General features: G+C 39.8%; 19 protein-coding genes and 1 rRNA gene. 2 read left to right on the top strand and 18 right to left on the bottom strand.

Annotation, left to right across the window (positions count from 1 at the left end):
* Positions 1–94 (bottom strand): 16S ribosomal RNA (locus KW850_RS16935); the annotation flags it as partial.
* A 518-nt stretch (positions 95–612) separates the two neighbouring features.
* On the opposite strand from KW850_RS16935, the gene KW850_RS33415 reads away from it, so the two are divergent.
* Complete coding sequence (locus tag KW850_RS33415) at positions 613–747, top strand: hypothetical protein (protein ID WP_256358304.1); 135 nt, start codon at positions 613–615, stop codon at positions 745–747.
* 55 nt (positions 748–802) lie between these two features.
* Here KW850_RS33415 and KW850_RS16930 read toward each other — a convergent pair whose 3' ends face one another.
* The 6 genes from KW850_RS16930 to KW850_RS16905 form a co-directional block, all read right to left on the bottom strand.
* Positions 803–1,573 (bottom strand): class I SAM-dependent methyltransferase, encoded by a 771-nt coding sequence (locus KW850_RS16930; protein ID WP_218348752.1) that lies wholly within the window; start codon positions 1,571–1,573, stop codon positions 803–805.
* A gap of 113 nt (positions 1,574–1,686) precedes the next feature.
* The gene (locus tag KW850_RS16925; RefSeq protein ID WP_218348751.1) at positions 1,687–2,439 is read right to left on the bottom strand and encodes an exodeoxyribonuclease III; all 753 of its coding nucleotides are present in this window, start codon (positions 2,437–2,439) and stop codon (positions 1,687–1,689) included.
* Between the two features lie 111 nt (positions 2,440–2,550).
* Positions 2,551–3,357 carry a divergent polysaccharide deacetylase family protein gene (locus KW850_RS16920; protein ID WP_218348750.1) on the bottom strand — a complete coding sequence of 269 codons (807 nt, stop codon included), beginning with the start codon at positions 3,355–3,357 and terminating at the stop codon, positions 2,551–2,553.
* A gap of 95 nt (positions 3,358–3,452) precedes the next feature.
* Complete coding sequence (locus tag KW850_RS16915; RefSeq protein WP_218348749.1) at positions 3,453–3,893, bottom strand: peptidylprolyl isomerase; 441 nt, start codon at positions 3,891–3,893, stop codon at positions 3,453–3,455.
* Positions 3,894–4,134: 241 nt separating this feature from the next.
* Positions 4,135–4,587: a CBO0543 family protein gene (locus KW850_RS16910; RefSeq protein ID WP_256358303.1), complete on the bottom strand. Its 453-nt coding sequence runs from the start codon at positions 4,585–4,587 to the stop codon at positions 4,135–4,137.
* Complete coding sequence (locus tag KW850_RS16905) at positions 4,514–5,635, bottom strand: DUF2515 family protein (RefSeq protein WP_218348768.1); 1,122 nt, start codon at positions 5,633–5,635, stop codon at positions 4,514–4,516. The genes KW850_RS16910 and KW850_RS16905 overlap by 74 nt, the downstream gene beginning before the upstream one ends.
* A 90-nt stretch (positions 5,636–5,725) precedes the next feature.
* Between KW850_RS16905 and shc the strand changes: the two genes are divergently transcribed.
* Complete coding sequence (shc, locus tag KW850_RS16900) at positions 5,726–7,591, top strand: squalene--hopene cyclase (protein WP_218348748.1); 1,866 nt, start codon at positions 5,726–5,728, stop codon at positions 7,589–7,591.
* Between the two features lie 43 nt (positions 7,592–7,634).
* Here shc and KW850_RS16895 read toward each other — a convergent pair whose 3' ends face one another.
* From KW850_RS16895 to KW850_RS16850, 11 genes are all read right to left on the bottom strand, one after another.
* Positions 7,635–8,141, bottom strand: a complete 507-nt coding sequence (locus KW850_RS16895; RefSeq protein ID WP_218348747.1) for a mismatch-specific DNA-glycosylase — start codon at positions 8,139–8,141, stop codon at positions 7,635–7,637.
* Positions 8,142–8,203: 62 nt separating this feature from the next.
* Positions 8,204–8,788, bottom strand: a complete 585-nt coding sequence (locus KW850_RS16890) for a YitT family protein (RefSeq protein WP_218348746.1) — start codon at positions 8,786–8,788, stop codon at positions 8,204–8,206.
* Positions 8,789–8,911: 123 nt separating this feature from the next.
* Positions 8,912–10,237: a Na+/H+ antiporter NhaC family protein gene (locus tag KW850_RS16885; RefSeq protein ID WP_218348745.1), complete on the bottom strand. Its 1,326-nt coding sequence runs from the start codon at positions 10,235–10,237 to the stop codon at positions 8,912–8,914.
* Between the two features lie 185 nt (positions 10,238–10,422).
* Positions 10,423–12,294 (bottom strand): ribosomal protection-like ABC-F family protein, encoded by a 1,872-nt coding sequence (abc-f, locus tag KW850_RS16880; protein WP_218348744.1) that lies wholly within the window; start codon positions 12,292–12,294, stop codon positions 10,423–10,425.
* A 161-nt stretch (positions 12,295–12,455) separates the two neighbouring features.
* The gene (locus KW850_RS33410; protein WP_256358302.1) at positions 12,456–12,590 is read right to left on the bottom strand and encodes an RAxF-45 family protein; all 135 of its coding nucleotides are present in this window, start codon (positions 12,588–12,590) and stop codon (positions 12,456–12,458) included.
* Between the two features lie 220 nt (positions 12,591–12,810).
* Complete coding sequence (locus KW850_RS16875; RefSeq protein WP_218348743.1) at positions 12,811–13,224, bottom strand: hypothetical protein; 414 nt, start codon at positions 13,222–13,224, stop codon at positions 12,811–12,813.
* Positions 13,225–13,270: 46 nt separating this feature from the next.
* On the bottom strand, positions 13,271–14,485 hold the full coding sequence (locus KW850_RS16870; RefSeq protein WP_374226341.1) for a S1C family serine protease: 1,215 nt from the start codon (positions 14,483–14,485) through the stop codon (positions 13,271–13,273).
* Positions 14,486–14,885: 400 nt separating this feature from the next.
* Positions 14,886–16,286 (bottom strand): sensor histidine kinase, encoded by a 1,401-nt coding sequence (locus KW850_RS16865; protein WP_218348767.1) that lies wholly within the window; start codon positions 16,284–16,286, stop codon positions 14,886–14,888.
* Positions 16,276–16,977, bottom strand: coding sequence for a response regulator transcription factor (locus tag KW850_RS16860; protein WP_218348741.1), 702 nt, complete (start codon positions 16,975–16,977; stop codon positions 16,276–16,278). The genes KW850_RS16865 and KW850_RS16860 overlap by 11 nt, the downstream gene beginning before the upstream one ends.
* Before the next feature lie 491 nt (positions 16,978–17,468).
* On the bottom strand, positions 17,469–18,443 hold the full coding sequence (locus KW850_RS16855) for a quinone oxidoreductase family protein (protein WP_218348740.1): 975 nt from the start codon (positions 18,441–18,443) through the stop codon (positions 17,469–17,471).
* 12 nt (positions 18,444–18,455) lie between these two features.
* Entirely contained in the window at positions 18,456–19,235 is a 780-nt protein-coding gene (locus tag KW850_RS16850; protein WP_218348739.1) for an enoyl-CoA hydratase/isomerase family protein, read from the bottom strand.
* Positions 19,236–19,266: the final 31 nt, after the last annotated feature.

Below are 19,266 nucleotides of genomic sequence, written 5' to 3'. Positions count from 1 at the left end.
CCAACAGGAGCAAGCTCCTATTGATTCGCTCGACTTGCATGTATTAGGCACGCCGCCAGCGTTCGTCCTGAGCCAGGATCAAACTCTCCAAGAAAGTTGATTAGCTCATTTTGTTACGTTGGCTTAGTTTCGTAATCGAAACTAAAAGTTATTGTTTGTTTGCACGATTTTGTTTGTTTAGTTTTCAAAGAACAAATCTAGTATTCTTCTTCACCAACCAATCAAGTGATTAGCAACATTTTTTTATTTTAACATAACGTTTATTGGATGTCAACTTCATTCAAAACAATTTAATTAAATCTCTTTAACTAAGTTATTTCGTTTCAGCGACAATGAATATCATACTACCCTCTCACCCATTCGTCAACTATTTCATTTCTATTTTTTATTAATTAAGTAACACTATATTAAACTTTCAGTAATCAATGATAATATAATTCATTCTCGCCTTTTGACTTTAGAGTAAAAGGTGATTTAACCATGAATTGCTGGACTTGCATTAATCATCAATAATTACATACCTATAGAAAAAGATTAAAAATAGGTTTAGATTCCTTTGTATAGGAAAAAATACATTTGTATTTGTGTAAGCAAAAAGGAGATGACACCTGCGTGAGTATGGATTATAAGAAAAGAGAAGATGAAAATATCATTACTCCTGTAGATCATGAGCAATTAAATCAATCGGTTTTGGATGAGAAATTGCCTGAGTTTGATGTAATTGGCACAGCCCTTAACGATGTTTAATTCGTAAAAAACCCTTTGCAAAAAGAGGCATCCTCTCTTTATGCAAAGGGTTTTTTCATCTTTTAATTGCTTTTAAAACGACAGCTTCACCTTGAAATGAGATGACTTGGTCATTAACGATAGAGACCTTAAATTTCTCCTTTATTTTCGGGGATGCATTTTTGATGTAAACGGAAAGGTTCTCTTTTTCACTTTCAGGTAAGTTCATTCGGTTACACCATGATTCATATTTAAAGGTTTTTTCAAAGCGGTGCAATTCATATATTTCAAACCCATTCATTTCAAGCATTCTGAGCCACTCACTCTTTTTCCAAGCTCGAAAATGACTGTAATCCCGACATTTTTCAACTGAATTATAAAAAAGGTCATAGTCATCTTCTTCTGGAACCACATTATCATCAAGTAAAAACTGACCCGATGGCTTTAGAACGCGATACACTTCTGCAACAAACTTATTCACATGAGGGAAATGGTGGGGAGCAATCCGACAAGTGACAATATCAAATAGTCCATCTGAAAACGGAAGATTTTCAGCATCCCCTATTTTAAACTCGACATTTTGATGACCATTCCCTTGAATGAAATGTTTAGCTGCATTTAACATTTCAGGTGTTAAATCCAAGGCAGTAACTTTTTTCACCAACCGAGCAAAAGCATTGGCTGTATGTCCTCCACCCGTCGCAACATCGAGCAGTTCTTCATGGCCGTTGATTGTTGTCATTTGAATAAGCTTTTGTAGGTCTTCCCCATCTTTATGAATTGCACTGCTTACATATGAATTTGCGCTTTTTCCAAACTGTTCCTTCACATCTTTTTTAATATCCATGTCATTTCCCCCTTCGTAAACTTCTATATAATTAACTATAACGGGGTTATTCCATTAAGAAAATGACAGGTATTTTATGATTTACAATAAGAAAAACTAATCGACTTGAACGATCAATTGATTTCAAGAAGAACCGGACAATGGTCGCTTCCCATTACATCGCAATGGATATCCACATTTTTGAGACGTTCACGCAATTTTTCCGATACGATAAAGTAGTCAATTCGCCAGCCAATATTTCGCTCCCGAACTTTAGCCATATATGACCACCAAGTATAAGCACCTTCTTGATCCGGATAAAAATGACGGTAGCTGTCAAGATAGCCAGCAGCAAGTAAAGAGGTCATTTTTCCCCTTTCCTCTTCCGTAAACCCTGAATTGCCAAGATTGGATTTGGGATTACGCAAGTCAATTTCCTGATGGGCGACATTCAAGTCACCACAAAGGACGACGGGTTTCTGTTCATCTAATTCCTTCAAATGCTGAAGGATCCGATCTTCCCAGTCCAGACGGTAACTGATTCTCGCTAAATCCCTTTGTGAATTAGGGGTATAGACATTTACCAAGTAAAAATCGTCAAACTCTAAGGTAAGAATTCTTCCTTCGTCTTGAGAATCATCTGTCCCTACCCCATATCGAACAGCAAGCGGCTTGATTTTGGTAAACACCGCGGTCCCGGAATATCCTTTTTTAATGGCATAATTCCAGAATTGATGATACCCGTCCAACTCCAGAGTAATTTGTCCTTCTTGTAATTTCGTTTCCTGCACACAGAAGATGTCTGCATCCACTTCTTGAAAATAATCGAGAAACCCTTTTTTGACACACGCCCTAAGGCCATTGACATTCCAAGATACTAATTTCATCGTGACAATTCCTTCTCCCTAATTGACAATTTTATTAATTGTTTTTGGAGACATTTTATCAGTAAAGGAGGATTTGGGAAAGTAATATGAATACGTGTTAAAAGGCAGTAGTTAGCTGCCTTTTTTAAATGGTATAAAAAACTTTTCTGCTGATTTTCCGGAAAACAGGTTAGAAGCAGGGACTATTTTTATTTTTCGTTTTTTGAATTCGTCCATAGAGTGGAATACTCCGATTGAACATACCTTCCCTGTTACACCGACATGCCCGATTGCAATTCCTGTTCCTTTGATTTCAGTAACCTTCGCTAGTCTGAGCATTTGTTGCTGGACATGGGAAGAGGAGGAGATATCGTCTAGAAATATATCTCGTTTGAGGATAGGGACACCTAACTCTTTAGCTATTTCCGGAAATTTTGTCTGTGGACTCGTGGCGCTATCGATTATATATAATCTATTTTCCTTAGCCACTTCCACGATTGCACGAACGATTTGTTCATTTTCAACAGCCAGTGAACCCATATGGTTATTGATACCGACAGCATATGGAACATCCTTAATTGCATCCTCGACAATTTGTTTCACTTCAGAAGGTGAAAGATCTACCGTAATGGGCCTTGGTCCTAGCCAGGATCTTTTCCCTTTTTTTGGTTCCATTGATAAATGTATCATCACTTCGATGCCATATTTATGCGCCCATTCCGCATGTTCAGTAGAGTTTTCTTGAAAGGGCATAACAGCTGCAGTAATCGGGATGTTTCCTTCGAGGAAGTCCCGTACTCCACCCATACCTCCACCAAAATCATCAATGATTATCGCAGCCTTTAGTTCTTTAGGTGCCATTTTTTCGGCCGAAGTCGGTTGTTGAAACAATAACATACATACTAGAAATGGAATGAGCAATGAAACATATTTTTTCATAATGACCCCCAACTTGAGTTATTTGAGGTTAAGTTGCCCTATTGAATCTTAATTTAGACAAAAAAAAGAGAGCTGCAAGAGCCCTCCTTAGTTACCTATTCTTCGTCAAATACCTTAACTTCTTCCATTTTATCGCCGTTGCGCATTGCTTTAGCTGTTTCAAGTCCTGAAGTTACTTGACCAAACACAGTATGAACACCGTTAAGATGTGGTTGTGATTCATGAACGATGAAGAACTGGCTGCCACCTGTGTTTCTTCCTGCATGCGCCATTGATAGGGAACCAGGAACATGTTTGTGAGGATTTCCTTCTGTTTCACAATTAATTGTATAACCAGGACCGCCCATTCCAGTACCTGTTGGATCTCCACCCTGACTTACGAAACCAGGAATAACACGATGGAATACGACTCCATTGTAAAAACCTTCATTCGCTAATTTCTCAAAATTTTCTACCGTACCAGGTGCTTCATTTGGGAATAAATCAAATTCAATTTTTTCGCCATTTTCCATTTTTATGTATCCTTTTTTTGCCATTAAAAAACACTCCTTTATGTAAAAATCATTTTTATCATACACTTTTCAATGAAGAAAATAAAGTTTGGCACACCATTTTGTGTCGATTGGTATATTTCTGCCTTGGCTGTGATACTATAATAGTACCCCTTCCGACATTCGCTTGTTGCGGGACACTTAACCACTGTACGGACGGAAGGGGCAAGGTGTAACGAATGATTACATCGCAAAAAGCCGAGATGAAAATCTCGGCTTTTTGTTGTTAACCCTTTCGTTTTCCTATCCAGAAGTAAAATACATAAATCGTCGTTAAAAATAGCAGATACCCAAAAAATGAATAAAGATGTTCCCAGTTTTCCGAGTGTTTAAACAAGCCCATCACTTCTGCTAATTTTTCCATAATCGGCACTAAAAGACTGATAAAAACAATTAAGCCTGCCTTCCCCCATTTATTTACCTGGTCCATAACCCAAAGAAAAACAAAAACCAAAACGGGCAGGACCACTAGAGTAAATGCAATATTAATCGAGAAAATCGTTGGCAGTGGCCTCTTCGGAAATTGATAGAGATGTTTCCCTACGAAAAATAGGTCTAAGTAAGTAGCTAGCAAACTAGCTAAAAACACTGTAGCTAGGGTTGGGTTAGTCCAAAATGGAGATCGCTTTTTTGGCGATGGCTGCAAGTTCGAGTCGTTCAAGTGTTTTACAGTATTCATTTTTTATCTCCCCGTCCATTTTTTCATGGTCCTCAAGTAAATAATCCACTACCCGATCATTTTCAAACCAGTCGCCTTTTTCAGCTTCCGGTTGACTGACATTTTTCCAAGCGTTTTCAAGGCTTGGACTATAAATCTTCCCTGCCCGCGGCCTAAGTTGACATGCTTTAAGACGGGGTTGATAGGCAAACCCTGGAATCCCTTCGTTGATGTTATTAAAAATATGCGGCCAGTAATCCTTCCTTGATCCCGTATGTGGATGCGTTCTAGCCCAATCTACTACATCCATTAAACGCTCCTTTTTGTTAAATAAGATTGTATATAATCTTTTTCCTAGTAAAATTCGTTGATGTAATGACTCAAACTGATGCAGGGTTTGCCCGGCAAGGTTTCTTTTTCCATACGGAAAGAGGATATGATTAAAGGACAGCAGGTCCTGAAGGAGAAATTCAAATTTAGTAAAGACTCCTTTTTGATAAAGTGGATTTTGAACTACACGTTTCTCCAAATAACTTTGTTCATTGACAACGAGCGCGATTGCAAGGATGTAGGGTTCATGATTGAACCAAAATTGATTCCAAATCGTTTCCATAAAGGTAGAAATGCCTAGACAAGCACATAAATGAAACAGTGGTTTATTTTGCTTTAAACTTTCCCTGTACAGCAAAAATTGCGGATAAACATCCTGAAAAATCAGCCAATTGCCTCGTTCTAAAAAAGCAAAAAACATTTCTCTTTCTTTTTTCGAGAGCAAACGGGGGAGGAATTCTCCCTTTAAATCGGTCATATTCCATCCTCCATTGCGAGAGACCATGTGTCCAAGAAACGCCCAATGGATTTCAGGATGAAGAAGGTAAAATTCGAGGTAGGCTTTTGTTCTTGTGACATTATTTAAATTATGCTCCTTGGTCTCTGTTCTGATTTTTTTTAACAGTGCCCCTTCTGCTTTCGTAAACTTTAAAGGCAAATCAGATAGTTTGCTCTTTTTCTTTAATTGTTCCCTAATCGTTTCGAGTGGGGCCTTCTCTCGATTTCTCGTAAAAAATATGGCACATTACCTCCTTTACGAATTCTCCTTCCACCAATGGAATATGTATGAATGTGAATAATTTACTGGGAGAGGAATGAGAACTTACTTATGATCAATACTAGCAATGGCATCGATTGGCTTATTGATAGGCTTCGAACAGATCAAACTCCCGACGGTTCTTGGAACTACCCCTTTGAAACAGGTCTGTCAACAGATGCCTATATGATCATTTTATTGCGGACCTTGGAATTAAATGATGAAGATTTAATTAAAGGCTTGGTTGCGAGAATCTTTAGTAAACAAGAGAAGAATGGGGCTTGGAAGCTCTTTTATGATGAAGGAGACGGTAATCTAAGTGCGACAGTGGAAGCCTATTACGCTTTGTTATATTCGGGGTATGCCAAGAAAGACGACAAACGTTTGCGAGCAGCGAAAAGATTTATTTTATCGAAAGGCGGCTTAGAGGAAGTAAGTATCTTTACAAAAGTGATGCTTTCTTTAACTGGCCAATATGGGTGGCCAGATTTTTCTCCTCTTCCGATTGAATTTATCCTCTTGCCTCGCTATTTTCCAATTAATTTCTATTCCTTTTCGGTCTTCGGCCGGGCCAATCTAACGCCAATTATTCTACTTGCCGACAAAAAGTTTTTTATCAAGACGGTGAAAAGCCCGAATCTTTCAGAGTTACATATACACCGTCATCTGGATAGCGAGTGGTTTCGTTCATCTGAATATCGTTCATTATTTTCGTTTATCAAGGATGGTGTCAAAAAATTAATGGGCCTACCAGAACAGCTCCATCAGTTAGCGGTGGAGCGTGCTAAGAAATATATGCTCAATCACCTTGAACCTGACGGCACCTTTTATAGTTATTTCAGCTCGACTTTTTTGATGATTTTTGCCCTGCTCTCACAAGGATATAAGAAAACAAATCCGGTGATTACAAAGGCCGTGAATGGATTGCTCGCAATGAAATGTGAAATCAACGGTTATCCCCATATGCAGTACACCACGGCAAATGTTTGGAACACTTCATTAATTGGTTATGCCCTTCAGACCGCGGCTGTTGCCACAGACGACCCGATGGTGACGAAAGCCAATCATTATCTGTTAAACCGGCAGCATCACAAATTTGGGGATTGGGTGATTCATAATTCGATGACTTTGCCAGGAGGTTGGGGATTTTCTGATGTAAATACGATGAATCCCGATGTCGATGATACCACAGCGTCACTTAGATCTATTTCAAGAATTATTCCACCTGAACGAAATGCCTGGGACCGAGGAATTGACTGGCTTTTGTCGATGCAAAATGATGACGGCGGCTGGGCGGCATTTGAAAAAAATACAGATACAAACTTATTTGAATTCCTTCCGCTTGAAAAAGGGGAATTTTTACTGACAGATCCCTCTTGTGCAGACCTTACAGGGCGAACCTTAGAATTTTTGGGGAATTACACGAATTTATCAAGGGACCATAAAGCGATTAAGAAAGGGGTCAACTGGCTGCTAAAAAATCAATTGAAGGATGGTTCTTGGTATGGAAGATGGGGGATTTGTTATCTTTATGGAACGTGGGGAGCAATTACCGGGTTAATGGCAGCCGGAATCCCTGCCAGTCATTCGGCCATTCAAAGGGCTGCGACCTGGTTAAAAAGGATTCAAAATGAGGATGGCGGCTGGGGAGAGTCATGCCATAGTGATAGTGAAAAAGTATATGTGCCCTTACAATCAAGCACTTTAACACACACTGCCTGGGCACTTGATGCTCTGATTGCTGCTTCAGAAAAACCTACATCACATATCCAAAAAGGGATCACTTATTTATTATCATCACTTGAAAAAGAAGATTGGACTACCGCTTATCCCAAGGGGCAAGGGATGGCCGGTGGTTTTTACATTCACTATCACAGTTATCGCTATATTTTCCCACTTATAGCCCTTTCCCACTATAGGAATAAATTCGACTCGTGAAAAAATAAAACATCGTTGGGCGGCAAATAAACCCGTCGATGTTTTATTCTGATAGAAGTGGGACAAGCCCTTTATAGATGTCGATAATTTCCTCCATCTTCATTCGAACCAGACCACTCGATGATGGAGCAACGAAGTCAATAACCCCAGGGATAACGCCATTGGTTTGCCTTCCCCACTGAATTACTTTTAACCCGCTGTATTGCTGATAAACTCCCTTTCCAACAAAGCAGACAACCTTAGGCTTAAACTGATCGACCTTCCTCTTTAAGATTTCTCTTCCCTCCGTAAACTCTTCTTTCGTAATTTCATCCGCTGCCTTTGTCGGCCTTTCAACAATATTAGTAGATCCAAATCCTAAATCTAAAAGCTTCGCATCTTCCATTGCTTCATATTTCCGTGGCGTTAACCCTGATTCGTACAATATCTTCCAAAAATGATTGTTTGGACTTGCATAATGATGCCCAAGTTCACTAGAGCGAATGCTTGGATTAAAACCAACAAATAAAACCTTTAAATTTTCCTTGAGATGATCTCTGAGAGGTTTCATCGTATATCTCCTTATTGACTAGCCTTTTTATACTTACCCATTTTACCACTGATATGTAATATTTACTTTATTACATTCTGCTCACTGTACCTAGTGGTAATCAGACTTGCCATTAGTCCCACAATCGCAACGATGACGAGCGAATAAAAAAGTTTCACATCTTGTAGCAGGAACAAACCGGTAATAATGATAACAACATCCATCACAAACATAATCACCCCAACATTCACTTTAGACCATTTGGCGATTAGTAATGCAAGCAGGTCCATACCGCCTGGACTAATATGATTTCGGAGCATTACCCCAACCCCACTCCCAATGATAACTGCACCGACAATTACACTGCTGATAATGGACATATGAACCATTCCATTTAAGGGTTTGAAAAGTTCAATCATAAGACCAGAACATATTGCCCCAATGACACCGTTAATAAAATAAACGGGGTCCGTTTTAAATGCAAACATGTAAACAGGGGTACTCAAAACTATAAAACTGATTCCCACTTTAAAGTCCCATAAATATTTTAACAGCAAACTAATCCCTAAAAACCCTCCATTAATTAGATGCAAAGGTAGAATAAATGCGTTTATACCAATTGCAATCATCGTACTTCCGAATCCGATTACCGCCAATTTTTTCAGCATGTGATCATCCCTTGTCCCAATTCTTTATTACCACATATATGAAAGAATAAGGATCTTCATTCGAAGCATTTCAACTTGTACTACAAAAAGCTTAAAAACGGAGCCACAATGGACTCCGTTTTTTTAAACGATTGCTGTTCGTTTTTCTTTCGATTTTCGAGCTTGTTTTACCAAGGAAACAAGCATAGTTAATAACGGTAAGATCCATAAAAACAGCGCATAGGGCAGATAATTCATGATTGGTATACCGACGATTGTACTGCACATGATGGCAAGGACACTCCATGGTACCACCCCTGGAAATAGCATAGTCGTATCCCCCATGACTCTTGCTAACTCTTCTTTTCCATATTTACTAGACCAATGAGGAAGGAAGGACCTCCCAGTGAGAATGATAGGAAGCGTTTGATTTGCCGCTATTAACGTGATCAAAAAGGTGGCCAGCATCGTTTTAAAGGTGTCACCAGTTAGAGATCTAGATGATTGTAACCACTTATCTAAATAAGGCTGAATGACATTCATTTCTTCCAAAAGACCATTATATGCTCCTGCCAGTGCTAAAAACAGGAGCAATTCGTACATGTGAAGGAACCCACCGCCAAGCCCCTCGACACCATGCCACAATGAGAAAGCGAGTTTTGGCCCTGTTGTTCCGCTGAAAAGAGCAATGACTGCTGCAGACAGAATACTAGTTATAAAGGCATAAACGATACTGATTCTCAAAAGAACAAATGTGATTAAGATGACTGGCGGGATAAATTTAATGACTGAAAGTTCCTTCCACCTGACTTGTTGCTGATTAGAAGCACCTGTTTCAGTGACCAGATAGTCCGCAACTCCATAAAAACAAAAGCAAAGAATAATGGCCGCCAGCGTAGTAAAAAGCATCGCCTTCCATTGTCTTTTTATTGGTAATTCAACCGTATGGGACAAAAGTTGATGGGCACTTGAAAATGGAGAGGTCCGATCGCCAACAAATGCTCCTGAAACCAAGGCGCCAGCCACCATGTCAACTGGAAGCCCGAGAACGATGGCAGTCCCAATTATGGGTATGCCAATTGCGCTTAATGTCCCAACAGTTGTTCCAAGAAGCATCGAAAAGATCATTGCGCTGAGAAAGGATAAGAGAATGAAATGCTCTGGACTAATAAAATGCAGGGCAATTTTCACCATTTGCTGAATGGTACCTGCTAAATACCAAGATGGGAGTAAAAAACTCACTAAGAACAGGATTAAGATGACGATCTTAGTTTTGTTAACACCCATTATACTTATATGTAGAATCTGTTTTATCGTTAACTCTTTACTCTTTGCCAACAAAACAAGCACGAGGTAGCCTGGAAAAAATCCGGCCACAAGCGGATGTTGAAAAATAACGGACCAAACCACCCCTGTTAATGTTATAAGCAAAAGCAACAACACTTGCCTTAGTGAAAAATGAAAATCCATAAGAACCCACCCTTTGTTTACGAAACATATTAATTATAAGGAAAAGTTCCCCTTTCGAAAAGCCAAAGTTTACACACAAAGAGCCGCAAACGGGCGGCTCCATTTTTTATTGCTTTATATTCTATTCCTAAGAGTGGGTTGGTGATATCGTTTTTATGAAGAACGCTAAGTACATCGGAAAGCTATTAGATGATTTCTTCTAGTTGTTGGTAGAGACGGTCACGTTTATTTTCCTGCAGCTCCAATTCATGATAAATTTTTTGAAGCAATTCAAGTTCGATTTTTTCTCCAAGCTTTTGTTTCAGCAGTTGAATTTCTGCTTCAATTTGCTCAATTTTTTCCCCAATCACATCTGCCCCATCTTCTTCCACTTTCGATACTTTTGGCAGGGAATCTTTGGTCAACGTCGGCTTTTCCGTTTGTTTTATCTCAATCGTTGCAACCAGCTTCCCCTTTGCCCAATCATAGTTACCATCGAAGTAATGAACTGTCCCATCTTGGAGCCAGTAAATTTTCGTAAAAAGCTTATTGAGAAAATAGCGGTCATGCGACACAGCTAAAATGGTACCATTAAACTGTTCCAGCGCTTCCTCTAACACTTCACAGGAATCAATATCAAGGTGATTGGTCGGTTCATCCAGAATCAGAAGATTGATATCCTGGTACATTAACTGGGCAAGCCTAAGTCTCATTCTCTCCCCGCCGCTAAGTTGACTTACTTTGCGGAATACCGCTGGGCCGTAGAATAAAAACCGGGCTAAGATATGACGTGCCTCTCCTTCATTGACGACTACCTCAGACCGAAATACGTCAATCAGCTGTTTATCGCCAATATCCGTAAAGACATGCTGTGACAGATAGCCGACTTTTACATTGCTCCCAACCTTTACAACACCTTTATCAGGCTCGATTTCCCTAAGAAGCATTTTTAATAGCGTAGATTTGCCAGTGCCGTTATCCCCGACAATTGCTGTTCGGTCCCTATATTGAACAAGCAGGTTTACTTGGTCAAACAGAGTCCTGTTTCCAAAGCTCTTCGCAATATCCTCCATGACGATCACGTCTTTACCTCTTCGATCATTGGCTTCGAAATCAATCGCCATTTTTTTGACATCTATCTTTGGGCGTTCCAGTTTTTCAATCCGATCCAGTGCCCTTTGCATATTGGTCGCCCGTTTATGAAGGGATGCACTTGGTGGATTTGCGCGGTTTGCCCAGTCACGGAGTCGCTTAATAGCTTCTTTCATCTTTTTTATTTTCTTCTGCTGTTCTTGATATTCCTGAAATTCTCTTAAGAGCCGCTCTTCTTTCTCTTTCACATAGCCACTAAAATTCGTATGGTACAAATCAATATCTCCATCTTCCATTTCCAGCACTTTCGTGACCACCTCATCTAAAAAGTAACGGTCGTGAGATATGAGAATAATCGTTCCCGTATAATCCTTAAGGAAGGCGCCTAGCCATTCAATCGCCTTCAAATCTAAATGGTTGGTCGGTTCATCAAGCAACAGAAGTTCTGGATTTTTCAATAAACTCAAGCCCAGTCCAACTTTGGTTTTCTCTCCGCCGCTTAATGATGCGAAGGTTTTATCAAGCAGATCTGTAATATTCAAGCCGTTTGCAATCCGGTCCAATTGGGCATCCATTTCATAGCCGCCGTTTAAGATAAACTCATCTTGGAGCTTTCCATATTGATCCATTAATCTTTGGAGGGCACCCGGAGCAATTTCTTGTCCCATTTCAACTTCTAAATACTGAAGTTTGGTTTCGGTTGTTATTAATTGCTCAAAGGCTGTTTTTAAAACTTCTTTACTAGTTAGCTCTTTGAAATCAGGTATCTGGGCCAAGTATCCGATCTTTAGCCCCTTTTTCCAATGGATAACCCCTTCATCAACTGTTTCCTGATTGGCGAGTAACTTCAATAACGTCGTCTTACCGCCTCCGTTCCGGCCAACCAGACCAATCCTGCTCCCTTCCTGTACTTCAAAGGATAAATCTTCAAATATACTATTTCCGCCAAATGATTTAGCAATATGATTAACGCTGCAAATGATCATGTTCATTCTCCTTCTTAATAAAAATTAAAATGAACACTCTCTTTAACACATAAATAGCCGCGGGCATCTTTTACGACCCGCGGCTTTTTAAATTGGGCATGAAAAAAGAGTGCAAAAGGTGCACTCTCTTCCTGCCTATTTATAGTGGGTAAAGAGATGTGTTATTGTTCAATATTCATTTTGTAATTTTGAAAAAAGGGCAGACTCCCCCCTTTGAAAACTACACCATGAAAAATTGCACGATAAATATTAAGTGCTTCCAGCCAAAGTAACCGTGCAAAAATAGAACGTTTCATCTCTTCCCCACCTCCGTTTCAAATTAGTTATTTTAATTGTAAATATTTCTAATAACGATTGCAAGCCTATTTTTTCTGATTAATCTAAAAGTTGGGAATCAATCACGCCGATTGGAGCAGGTATTCCGCCAACTCCCGGGTGAATTCCACCAAAACTATGGATTATTCCGCTACACTTCAAAATTTTTCGCCAACTTGTCACTTTTTTCCGCCAACACGCTTAATGAAGGTACATTTTTCGAGAACCCAGCCTTTTGCGGTAGACAAACTTTCTAAAATCATCCTCCTTTAAATTCCCATCGTAGATTAAAAAAAGTAAGGATTGGTATTCAGGGTACCGCTCCATGACAAAAAGGGCGAACTCCTTCCGTTCACCCTTTTGTTTCAATTTAAACTCTACTTGGTTACTAATTTCTTCAATTTTCTTTTCATAATAGGCTTTCGTATCTTCCCACTTTTCCTTGCGCTTCTCCAACACATCTCGAGCATACTCAGGTAATTTCTCAATCACAAGATCAATATAACCTTCTGACCACATAATCATTTTATCTTTTTCAGGGAGCTCAAAGACCATATTCATTAATTCAAGATCATCTACTGTCTCATTTGCTGCAAATTTTCCGACCTTGTTCATCTTTCCACCTCAAGACCAATTTGGAATGGTCTTATCTTACCTCAAATCACGCACCACTATTATTCATTATTTTTGCAGTTAACGTCATCCGCTTTCCATCACGGTAAACTTCAAATTTAATTTCATCCCCTGTCTTAACCTTCGAGTATAAATATTTTCTTAGTTCTGAGGAATTAGCAATGTCAGTGCCATTCATTGATACGATGACATCCTTCGGTTGGAAACCTGCTTTAGCAGCTGCTGAGTCAGGGTCTATATTCATGACCAAAACACCTTTTTTGATATTGTTGGGCAAGTTTTGCCAGTACATTTGCGGAACTTGATCAAGATCGGCAAGTCCTACCCCGAGATATGGACGGTCAATCTTACCATTCTCTATTAATTGATTCACAATTGGAATCAGGTCATTACTTGGAATGGCAAAGCCTAATCCTTCGATACCACTTTCAGAAATTTTTAAACTATTGATCCCAATCACTTGTCCTTGAGGGTTAATTAAGGCACCCCCACTGTTCCCAGGATTGATTGCTGCATCTGTTTGAATAACATTGGTATCCCAGTTTCCAGCAGAGGTTGTAATGGCAATACTACGGTTCGTGGCACTCACAATCCCTTGAGTAACTGTTCTTGAAAGATCGAGTCCGAGCGGGTTACCAATTGCATAGACCTGATCACCCGGACGGAGTGTAGATGAATCACCAAAATTAGCTGTTGAAGTTACGTATTTGGCATCAATTTTTAAGACAGCAAGATCAGTTAAAGCATCAGTACCAACCACTTCAGCTGTCGCCTTTTGACCGTCAAACAAAGAGACTTCAAGTTTCGAGGCACCTTCGACTACATGGTTATTAGTAACAATATAAGCAGAGTCATTATTTTTTTGAAAAATAACCCCCGATCCCGAACCGCTTTCCACACTTTGTGAAGAGTTAGGATTACCATTGAAATTATTCTGTTGTTGCTGATAATTGACAATCCCAACAATGGCTTTAGATACCTTTTCAACCGTATCCGCAATCGAATTAGCAGATGCTGCTGTAGGCTGAGCCACCACTGGTTTGACAGAAGTTCCTTGTTGAGAGATTGCCTCTTGATTCTCTTCTGTCGGGAAATGGTTTTTAATGTAGTCTGTGTGAGGCAGAATCGCTAATGTTAGGACAGACCCAATAACCCCTGCAGCAAGTGTAGACGCAAATCCTTTTGCTTTTCGTTTTTTCGTATTCCTTTCATCCACCTGATGAGTTGTCCGTGCTTGTTCCATTTCTGAAGCTAAACTTGCTTCTCTTGTCGTTTCGAAATCAGTTGTTTCATCTCGAACCTCACGATCCTGATAACTATTTGTTTCTACTGTCAGCGTCGCATCGACTGCATGTGTATTTATTTCAGTATGGCTGACACTGATGGTATCCAATGATGGTTCTTCTGCTTTTATATTTTTAGTCATCTCGGATGAATTTGATTGACTTGTTTCGAATTCCTTTTCATTTTTAAATTCCATCACATTCGATCTCCTTTATGCATGTTTTATCTTGTCTTTACTTTAACGGGTAAATCTTAAGAAATTATTAACAAACTATAACGACTTAAAGAAATAACTGCGAAATTTTGTCCTTTTCGCACAAAAAAGCTGCAGGCACCAGCCCGCAGCTAAAAATTGATTTTTATAGTTTAATGACGAATTTTGTTCCTTTGCCCTCTTCACTGAATACATTAATTTCACCATTATGAAGGAGAACCAATTGCTTAACGATCGATAAACCTAACCCAAATTCACCATAAGGGTTACTAGTCCTTGATATATCAGCCTTATAGAAACGGCGCCAGATGTTTTCTATGTCACTCGGATCGATGCCAATCCCAGTGTCTTCCACTTCGATTATGGTTGACTGGGCCTCAGTTCTCCCTCGCAGCCAAATGGTTCCATCCGTGGTAAACTGAATGCTATTTTTGGTGATGTTAATTAATATTTGAATCAAACGGTCATAGTCAGCATTGACCATGACCTCTGGTTCAGCCTCAATTACAAGTTGATTATTTTTATCCTCTGCTTGTGGCATTAATTGTTCCTGAATAATTTCAAATAACTCCAAGAGCTGAAATTCTTCTCTGTATAACTGTATTTGGTTGGACCGTATTTTGTCATAATCCAAGTTTTCATTAACAAGACGAATCAGTCTTTTTGCTTCTTGACTCACTAGATTTATGCCACGTTCTTTATCTTCTTCTGGTATCATGTCATTTTTCAAACCTTCGATTACTCCGCTAATAGTCGTCAGCGGGGTCCTCATCTCATGAGAAACATCCGATAAAAATTGTCTCCGTCTATTTTCTAGACTTTCAATCTCCTCCATCGAGGTATTAATTTTATCGACCATGTGATTAAAATCATTCGCTAATTCACCAATTTCATCAAAATTGGAGGAAGAAACGTGGACATGATAATTCCCAGACGAAACTAGGGACGTTGCTTCGCGTAGACGTTTAATCCGGTTCACATGAATCCTCGATAAAAACCAACTTAGTAGAAACGACACTCCGAGTGCAATCAATATCGTGTACAAAATAAACTGATTGACACGGTGAATCATTGCACTTGAACCACTAATCGGCGAGGTTAACAAAATCCCACCAATAAAATGTCCCTTTTCAAGATACGGCAATACAACAAAGGTAACCCCTTCTTGGCCGAACCGTTTAAAATCACTATTCACTACCAAGGTTCGACCTTTTGAGATCCGATCCCAATCTTTGTCGGATAAGCCTTGAATAGCCGGGCCCTCTTTTCCGACTGAGTAAAGATTCCCATATTGGTCAAACATACTAAAGCTCATTTTTCTGGTCGCTAAGACAGAACTATAGCGATTAATAATGGACTCCGTTGCTTGCGGCCTTTGTTCAATCTCTGCCAGGATAGACTTTCCATAATTAATCAATTCGTCAGCTTTGTTCTCATAGACTAAATTCTCAACATAATGAGCAAATAAAAGACTCAATACTAAAAAAGCCACAATAATAATACTGATATGACTGAAAAACTGTTGGTAAATGTATCTAAACTTCATCGGTTTTGATTGACTCATCAAACTTATATCCTACCCCCCATACGGTATGGAAGAATGGCTGTGCGGTTGTTTCAACTTTTTTCCGAAGCCGTTTAATATGAACATCGACTGTTCGTTCGTCACCATAGAACTGATAACCCCAAACCCTCTCCAGCAATTGCTCTCTTGAAAACACTTGACGGGGATGTTCAATCATATAATAAAGTAAATCAAACTCTTTTGGTGTTAAGTTTGTAACGGGGGTTCCGTCCACTATCACTTCCCGCGTATTTTTACTGATTCTAAAATGGTCCGTCTGAATATAATCATCATTTCCCTTAGGGACTTGGGTTTGAAACCGACGTGTAACAGCCTTAATTCTTGCCATTAATGTTAGGGGGCTAAAGGGCTTGGTCACATAATCATCTGCACCCATTTCTAACCCGAGCACTTGGTCTGACTCACTATCTTTTGCTGTTAACATTATAATTGGAACAGTATATTTTTCTTGCCTAATTTTTCGGCAAATGGTTACACCGTCCATTCCAGGCAGCATCCAGTCAATAATAAGCGCATCCCATGTACCTTCTTTAATGCGGTGATACCCTTCAAGTCCGTCATTCACAAACTCCCCATCAATGCCTTCCTTGGCAAAAAACATTTCGATCATGGAACAGACACTTTTATTATCTTCAATCACTAATATTTTCAATTTTGTTCAACTCCTACTGAAACATAAAGTATTCTTTTCATTAAGTTTATCTCAAATTTTAAGCATATCAACTATAAATACAATTCTTCCCTACTAATTAATAGTTTGTTCATAGTTTATTAATATTTGGCTCTGTTAAACTTGCCTGTTGATTTCCGCTCCAGGCGAGGCATTTTCCGCGGGCGGCCCGGGGAGCCTCCCACAGGAGTCTTCGCGCCTTCCGCTCCAATCAACGTGGTGCTAAAAACAACAATAAGCTTTAACATAGCCTAATATTTAATGCTTTTTCCACAAAAAAAGAGGCTTGAATTAGCTTCAAGTCCTCTTGCTATGGTTTAGTTCACTTTAATTGAATCCCCTGCAAATAAGGAGACTGCGTTCATACCAAGCATTTTGTCGATTTGTTTTCGGTGATTCCATTCTCACGCATCGTTGGTAAGAGATGGTCAAAAATATGGGCGGGATGCCAGTTCTCCATGATTTCGGTCAATTTACGGTTCTAGAATTAACTTCCCTTGTGTTTTCCGTCCTTGCAGGAGGGTATGAACCTTCGCCGCATCCTCTAATGGGAATACCCCGCCTATGGTAAGCTTTAATTTTCCTGCACCGAGATATGTAAGTAACTCGACTAAACTTGGCTGCAGTAATTCTGGCTTTCTCATAATCTGCGGCAGGAAAAAGCCGATAACCGATTGATTTCTGGCCATCAGTGATGACGGATAGAAGCGGCTCTGTTCTCCGCTTGCAGCTCCGAACACAACAAGGCGTCCAAACGTGGCAAGACATTTGACTGTTTTATTAAAAACATCTCCGCCCACCATTTCAAGGGCAACATTTACCCCTTTACCGCCTGTTGCTGCAAGAACCTGCTGCTCCCAGTCCTGCTCAGTATAGTTAATTAGGACGTCTGCACCCATTTCTCTTGCTAACGCCAATTTTTCATCAGAACTTGCCGTCGCAATGACCTTCCCTGCACCCAATAATTTGGCGAGCTGCACTGCAATTGTTCCAACCCCGCCTGCTGCGGCATGGACAAGAACACTTTCGCCCTTTTCTAACCGGCCCATTGTTTTTAATATATGGTAAGCGCTTAAGCCCTGAAGCGGCAGGGCAACAGCGGTATGAAAATCTATTTGTTCAGGAATGGGTATTAGAGACCGCTCATCGGCTAACGCATATTCTGCATATCCTCCTGATTCTATTAAAGTAACAATTCTTGTTCCAGGTTTTACTTTGGTCACTTGTTCGCCCACTGCAGCGACAACACCAGCTATTTCAGCACCAGGGATGAAAGGCAGCGGTGTTTTGACGACATACTGCCCTTCTCGCCTTGCTGTGTCTGCATAGTTGACACCAATCGCTTTGATTTCAATTAAAACTTCATGACCAGTTGGGACTGGCTTATCCATTTCCACTAAATGTAAAACTTCTGGTCCACCATATTCCGTTAATCGGATTGCTTTCATCATTGTCATCTCCTATTTTCCTTTAAATGCTGGTTTTCTTTTTTCCTTAAAAGCGGTAATTCCTTCTTTGTGGTCAGCTGTTTGCACCATTAACGTCTGGATCAACCGCTCCTGTTCAAGAATATCCTCAAGTGACGAGGTAAATGACTGATCGATCAATTTCTTTTGTTTTCCAAAGGCTTTCCCAGGACCATGAGCCAATTTTAAAGCGAACTTTGTTGTTTCCTCTTGAAGTTTTTCTAGTGGAACTAAATAATTAATCACACCTAGTTGATAGAGACGCTCTGCAGGGATCGGCTCTGCCGTAAAGAAGAATTGTTTCGCTAAATGCGGTCCAATTAATCTCGGAAGCAAATAAGAACCGCCGCCATCAGATATTAATCCAACCTGAGAAAAGCTGAGGGCAAACTTACTGTCCTCCGCAGCAACAATTAAGTCACAGGCAAGCGCTAAATTAAACCCTGCCCCTGCTGCAAACCCATGGACAGCAGCAATAATTGGCTTTTCTGTTTCTTTCATTAGCAAAATGAGTTCATTAAGCTTTCCGATATGCTCGTAAACTTGAATAGAACCTGCTTGCCCCATCATTTTTACGTCACCGCCAGCACTAAAGGAACGGCCAGCCCCTGATAATACCACCACTTGAATATCATCATCAGACTGAGCGTTTGTAAGCGCATCCTTTAATCCTAGAATCATCTCGGGGCTAAACGCATTTAGACTTTCTGGTCGGTTTAATGTCAACGACAACACTGGACCTAATTTTTCAATTACTAAATGTTCTTGGCTCATTTTCATCTTCCTTTCAGTTTTTAGTTCGTTA

This window comes from Bacillus sp. sid0103 (assembly GCF_019219025.1).
This window is presented reverse-complemented; position numbering and strand designations above follow the sequence as displayed.

What these genes read in the sequence shown, in the direction of transcription:
- KW850_RS16865 (WP_218348767.1), bottom strand. Translation starts at nt 16,286, where the DNA reads ATGAAGTTTAGATACATTTACCAACAGTTTTTCAGTCATATCAGTATT.
- KW850_RS16890 (WP_218348746.1), bottom strand. Translation starts at nt 8,788, where the DNA reads ATGCTGAAAAAATTGGCGGTAATCGGATTCGGAAGTACGATGATTGCA.
- KW850_RS16850 (WP_218348739.1), bottom strand. Translation starts at nt 19,235, where the DNA reads ATGAGCCAAGAACATTTAGTAATTGAAAAATTAGGTCCAGTGTTGTCG.
- KW850_RS16910 (WP_256358303.1), bottom strand. Translation starts at nt 4,587, where the DNA reads ATGAATACTGTAAAACACTTGAACGACTCGAACTTGCAGCCATCGCCA.
- KW850_RS16925 (WP_218348751.1), bottom strand. Translation starts at nt 2,439, where the DNA reads ATGAAATTAGTATCTTGGAATGTCAATGGCCTTAGGGCGTGTGTCAAA.
- KW850_RS16930 (WP_218348752.1), bottom strand. Translation starts at nt 1,573, where the DNA reads ATGGATATTAAAAAAGATGTGAAGGAACAGTTTGGAAAAAGCGCAAAT.
- KW850_RS33410 (WP_256358302.1), bottom strand. Translation starts at nt 12,590, where the DNA reads ATGAAACGTTCTATTTTTGCACGGTTACTTTGGCTGGAAGCACTTAAT.
- KW850_RS16915 (WP_218348749.1), bottom strand. Translation starts at nt 3,893, where the DNA reads ATGGCAAAAAAAGGATACATAAAAATGGAAAATGGCGAAAAAATTGAA.
- KW850_RS16920 (WP_218348750.1), bottom strand. Translation starts at nt 3,357, where the DNA reads ATGAAAAAATATGTTTCATTGCTCATTCCATTTCTAGTATGTATGTTA.
- KW850_RS16870 (WP_374226341.1), bottom strand. Translation starts at nt 14,485, where the DNA reads ATGGAACAAGCACGGACAACTCATCAGGTGGATGAAAGGAATACGAAA.
- KW850_RS16855 (WP_218348740.1), bottom strand. Translation starts at nt 18,443, where the DNA reads ATGAAAGCAATCCGATTAACGGAATATGGTGGACCAGAAGTTTTACAT.
- KW850_RS16875 (WP_218348743.1), bottom strand. Translation starts at nt 13,224, where the DNA reads ATGAACAAGGTCGGAAAATTTGCAGCAAATGAGACAGTAGATGATCTT.
- shc (WP_218348748.1), top strand. Translation starts at nt 5,726, where the DNA reads ATGATCAATACTAGCAATGGCATCGATTGGCTTATTGATAGGCTTCGA.
- abc-f (WP_218348744.1), bottom strand. Translation starts at nt 12,294, where the DNA reads ATGATCATTTGCAGCGTTAATCATATTGCTAAATCATTTGGCGGAAAT.
- KW850_RS16895 (WP_218348747.1), bottom strand. Translation starts at nt 8,141, where the DNA reads ATGAAACCTCTCAGAGATCATCTCAAGGAAAATTTAAAGGTTTTATTT.
- KW850_RS16885 (WP_218348745.1), bottom strand. Translation starts at nt 10,237, where the DNA reads ATGGATTTTCATTTTTCACTAAGGCAAGTGTTGTTGCTTTTGCTTATA.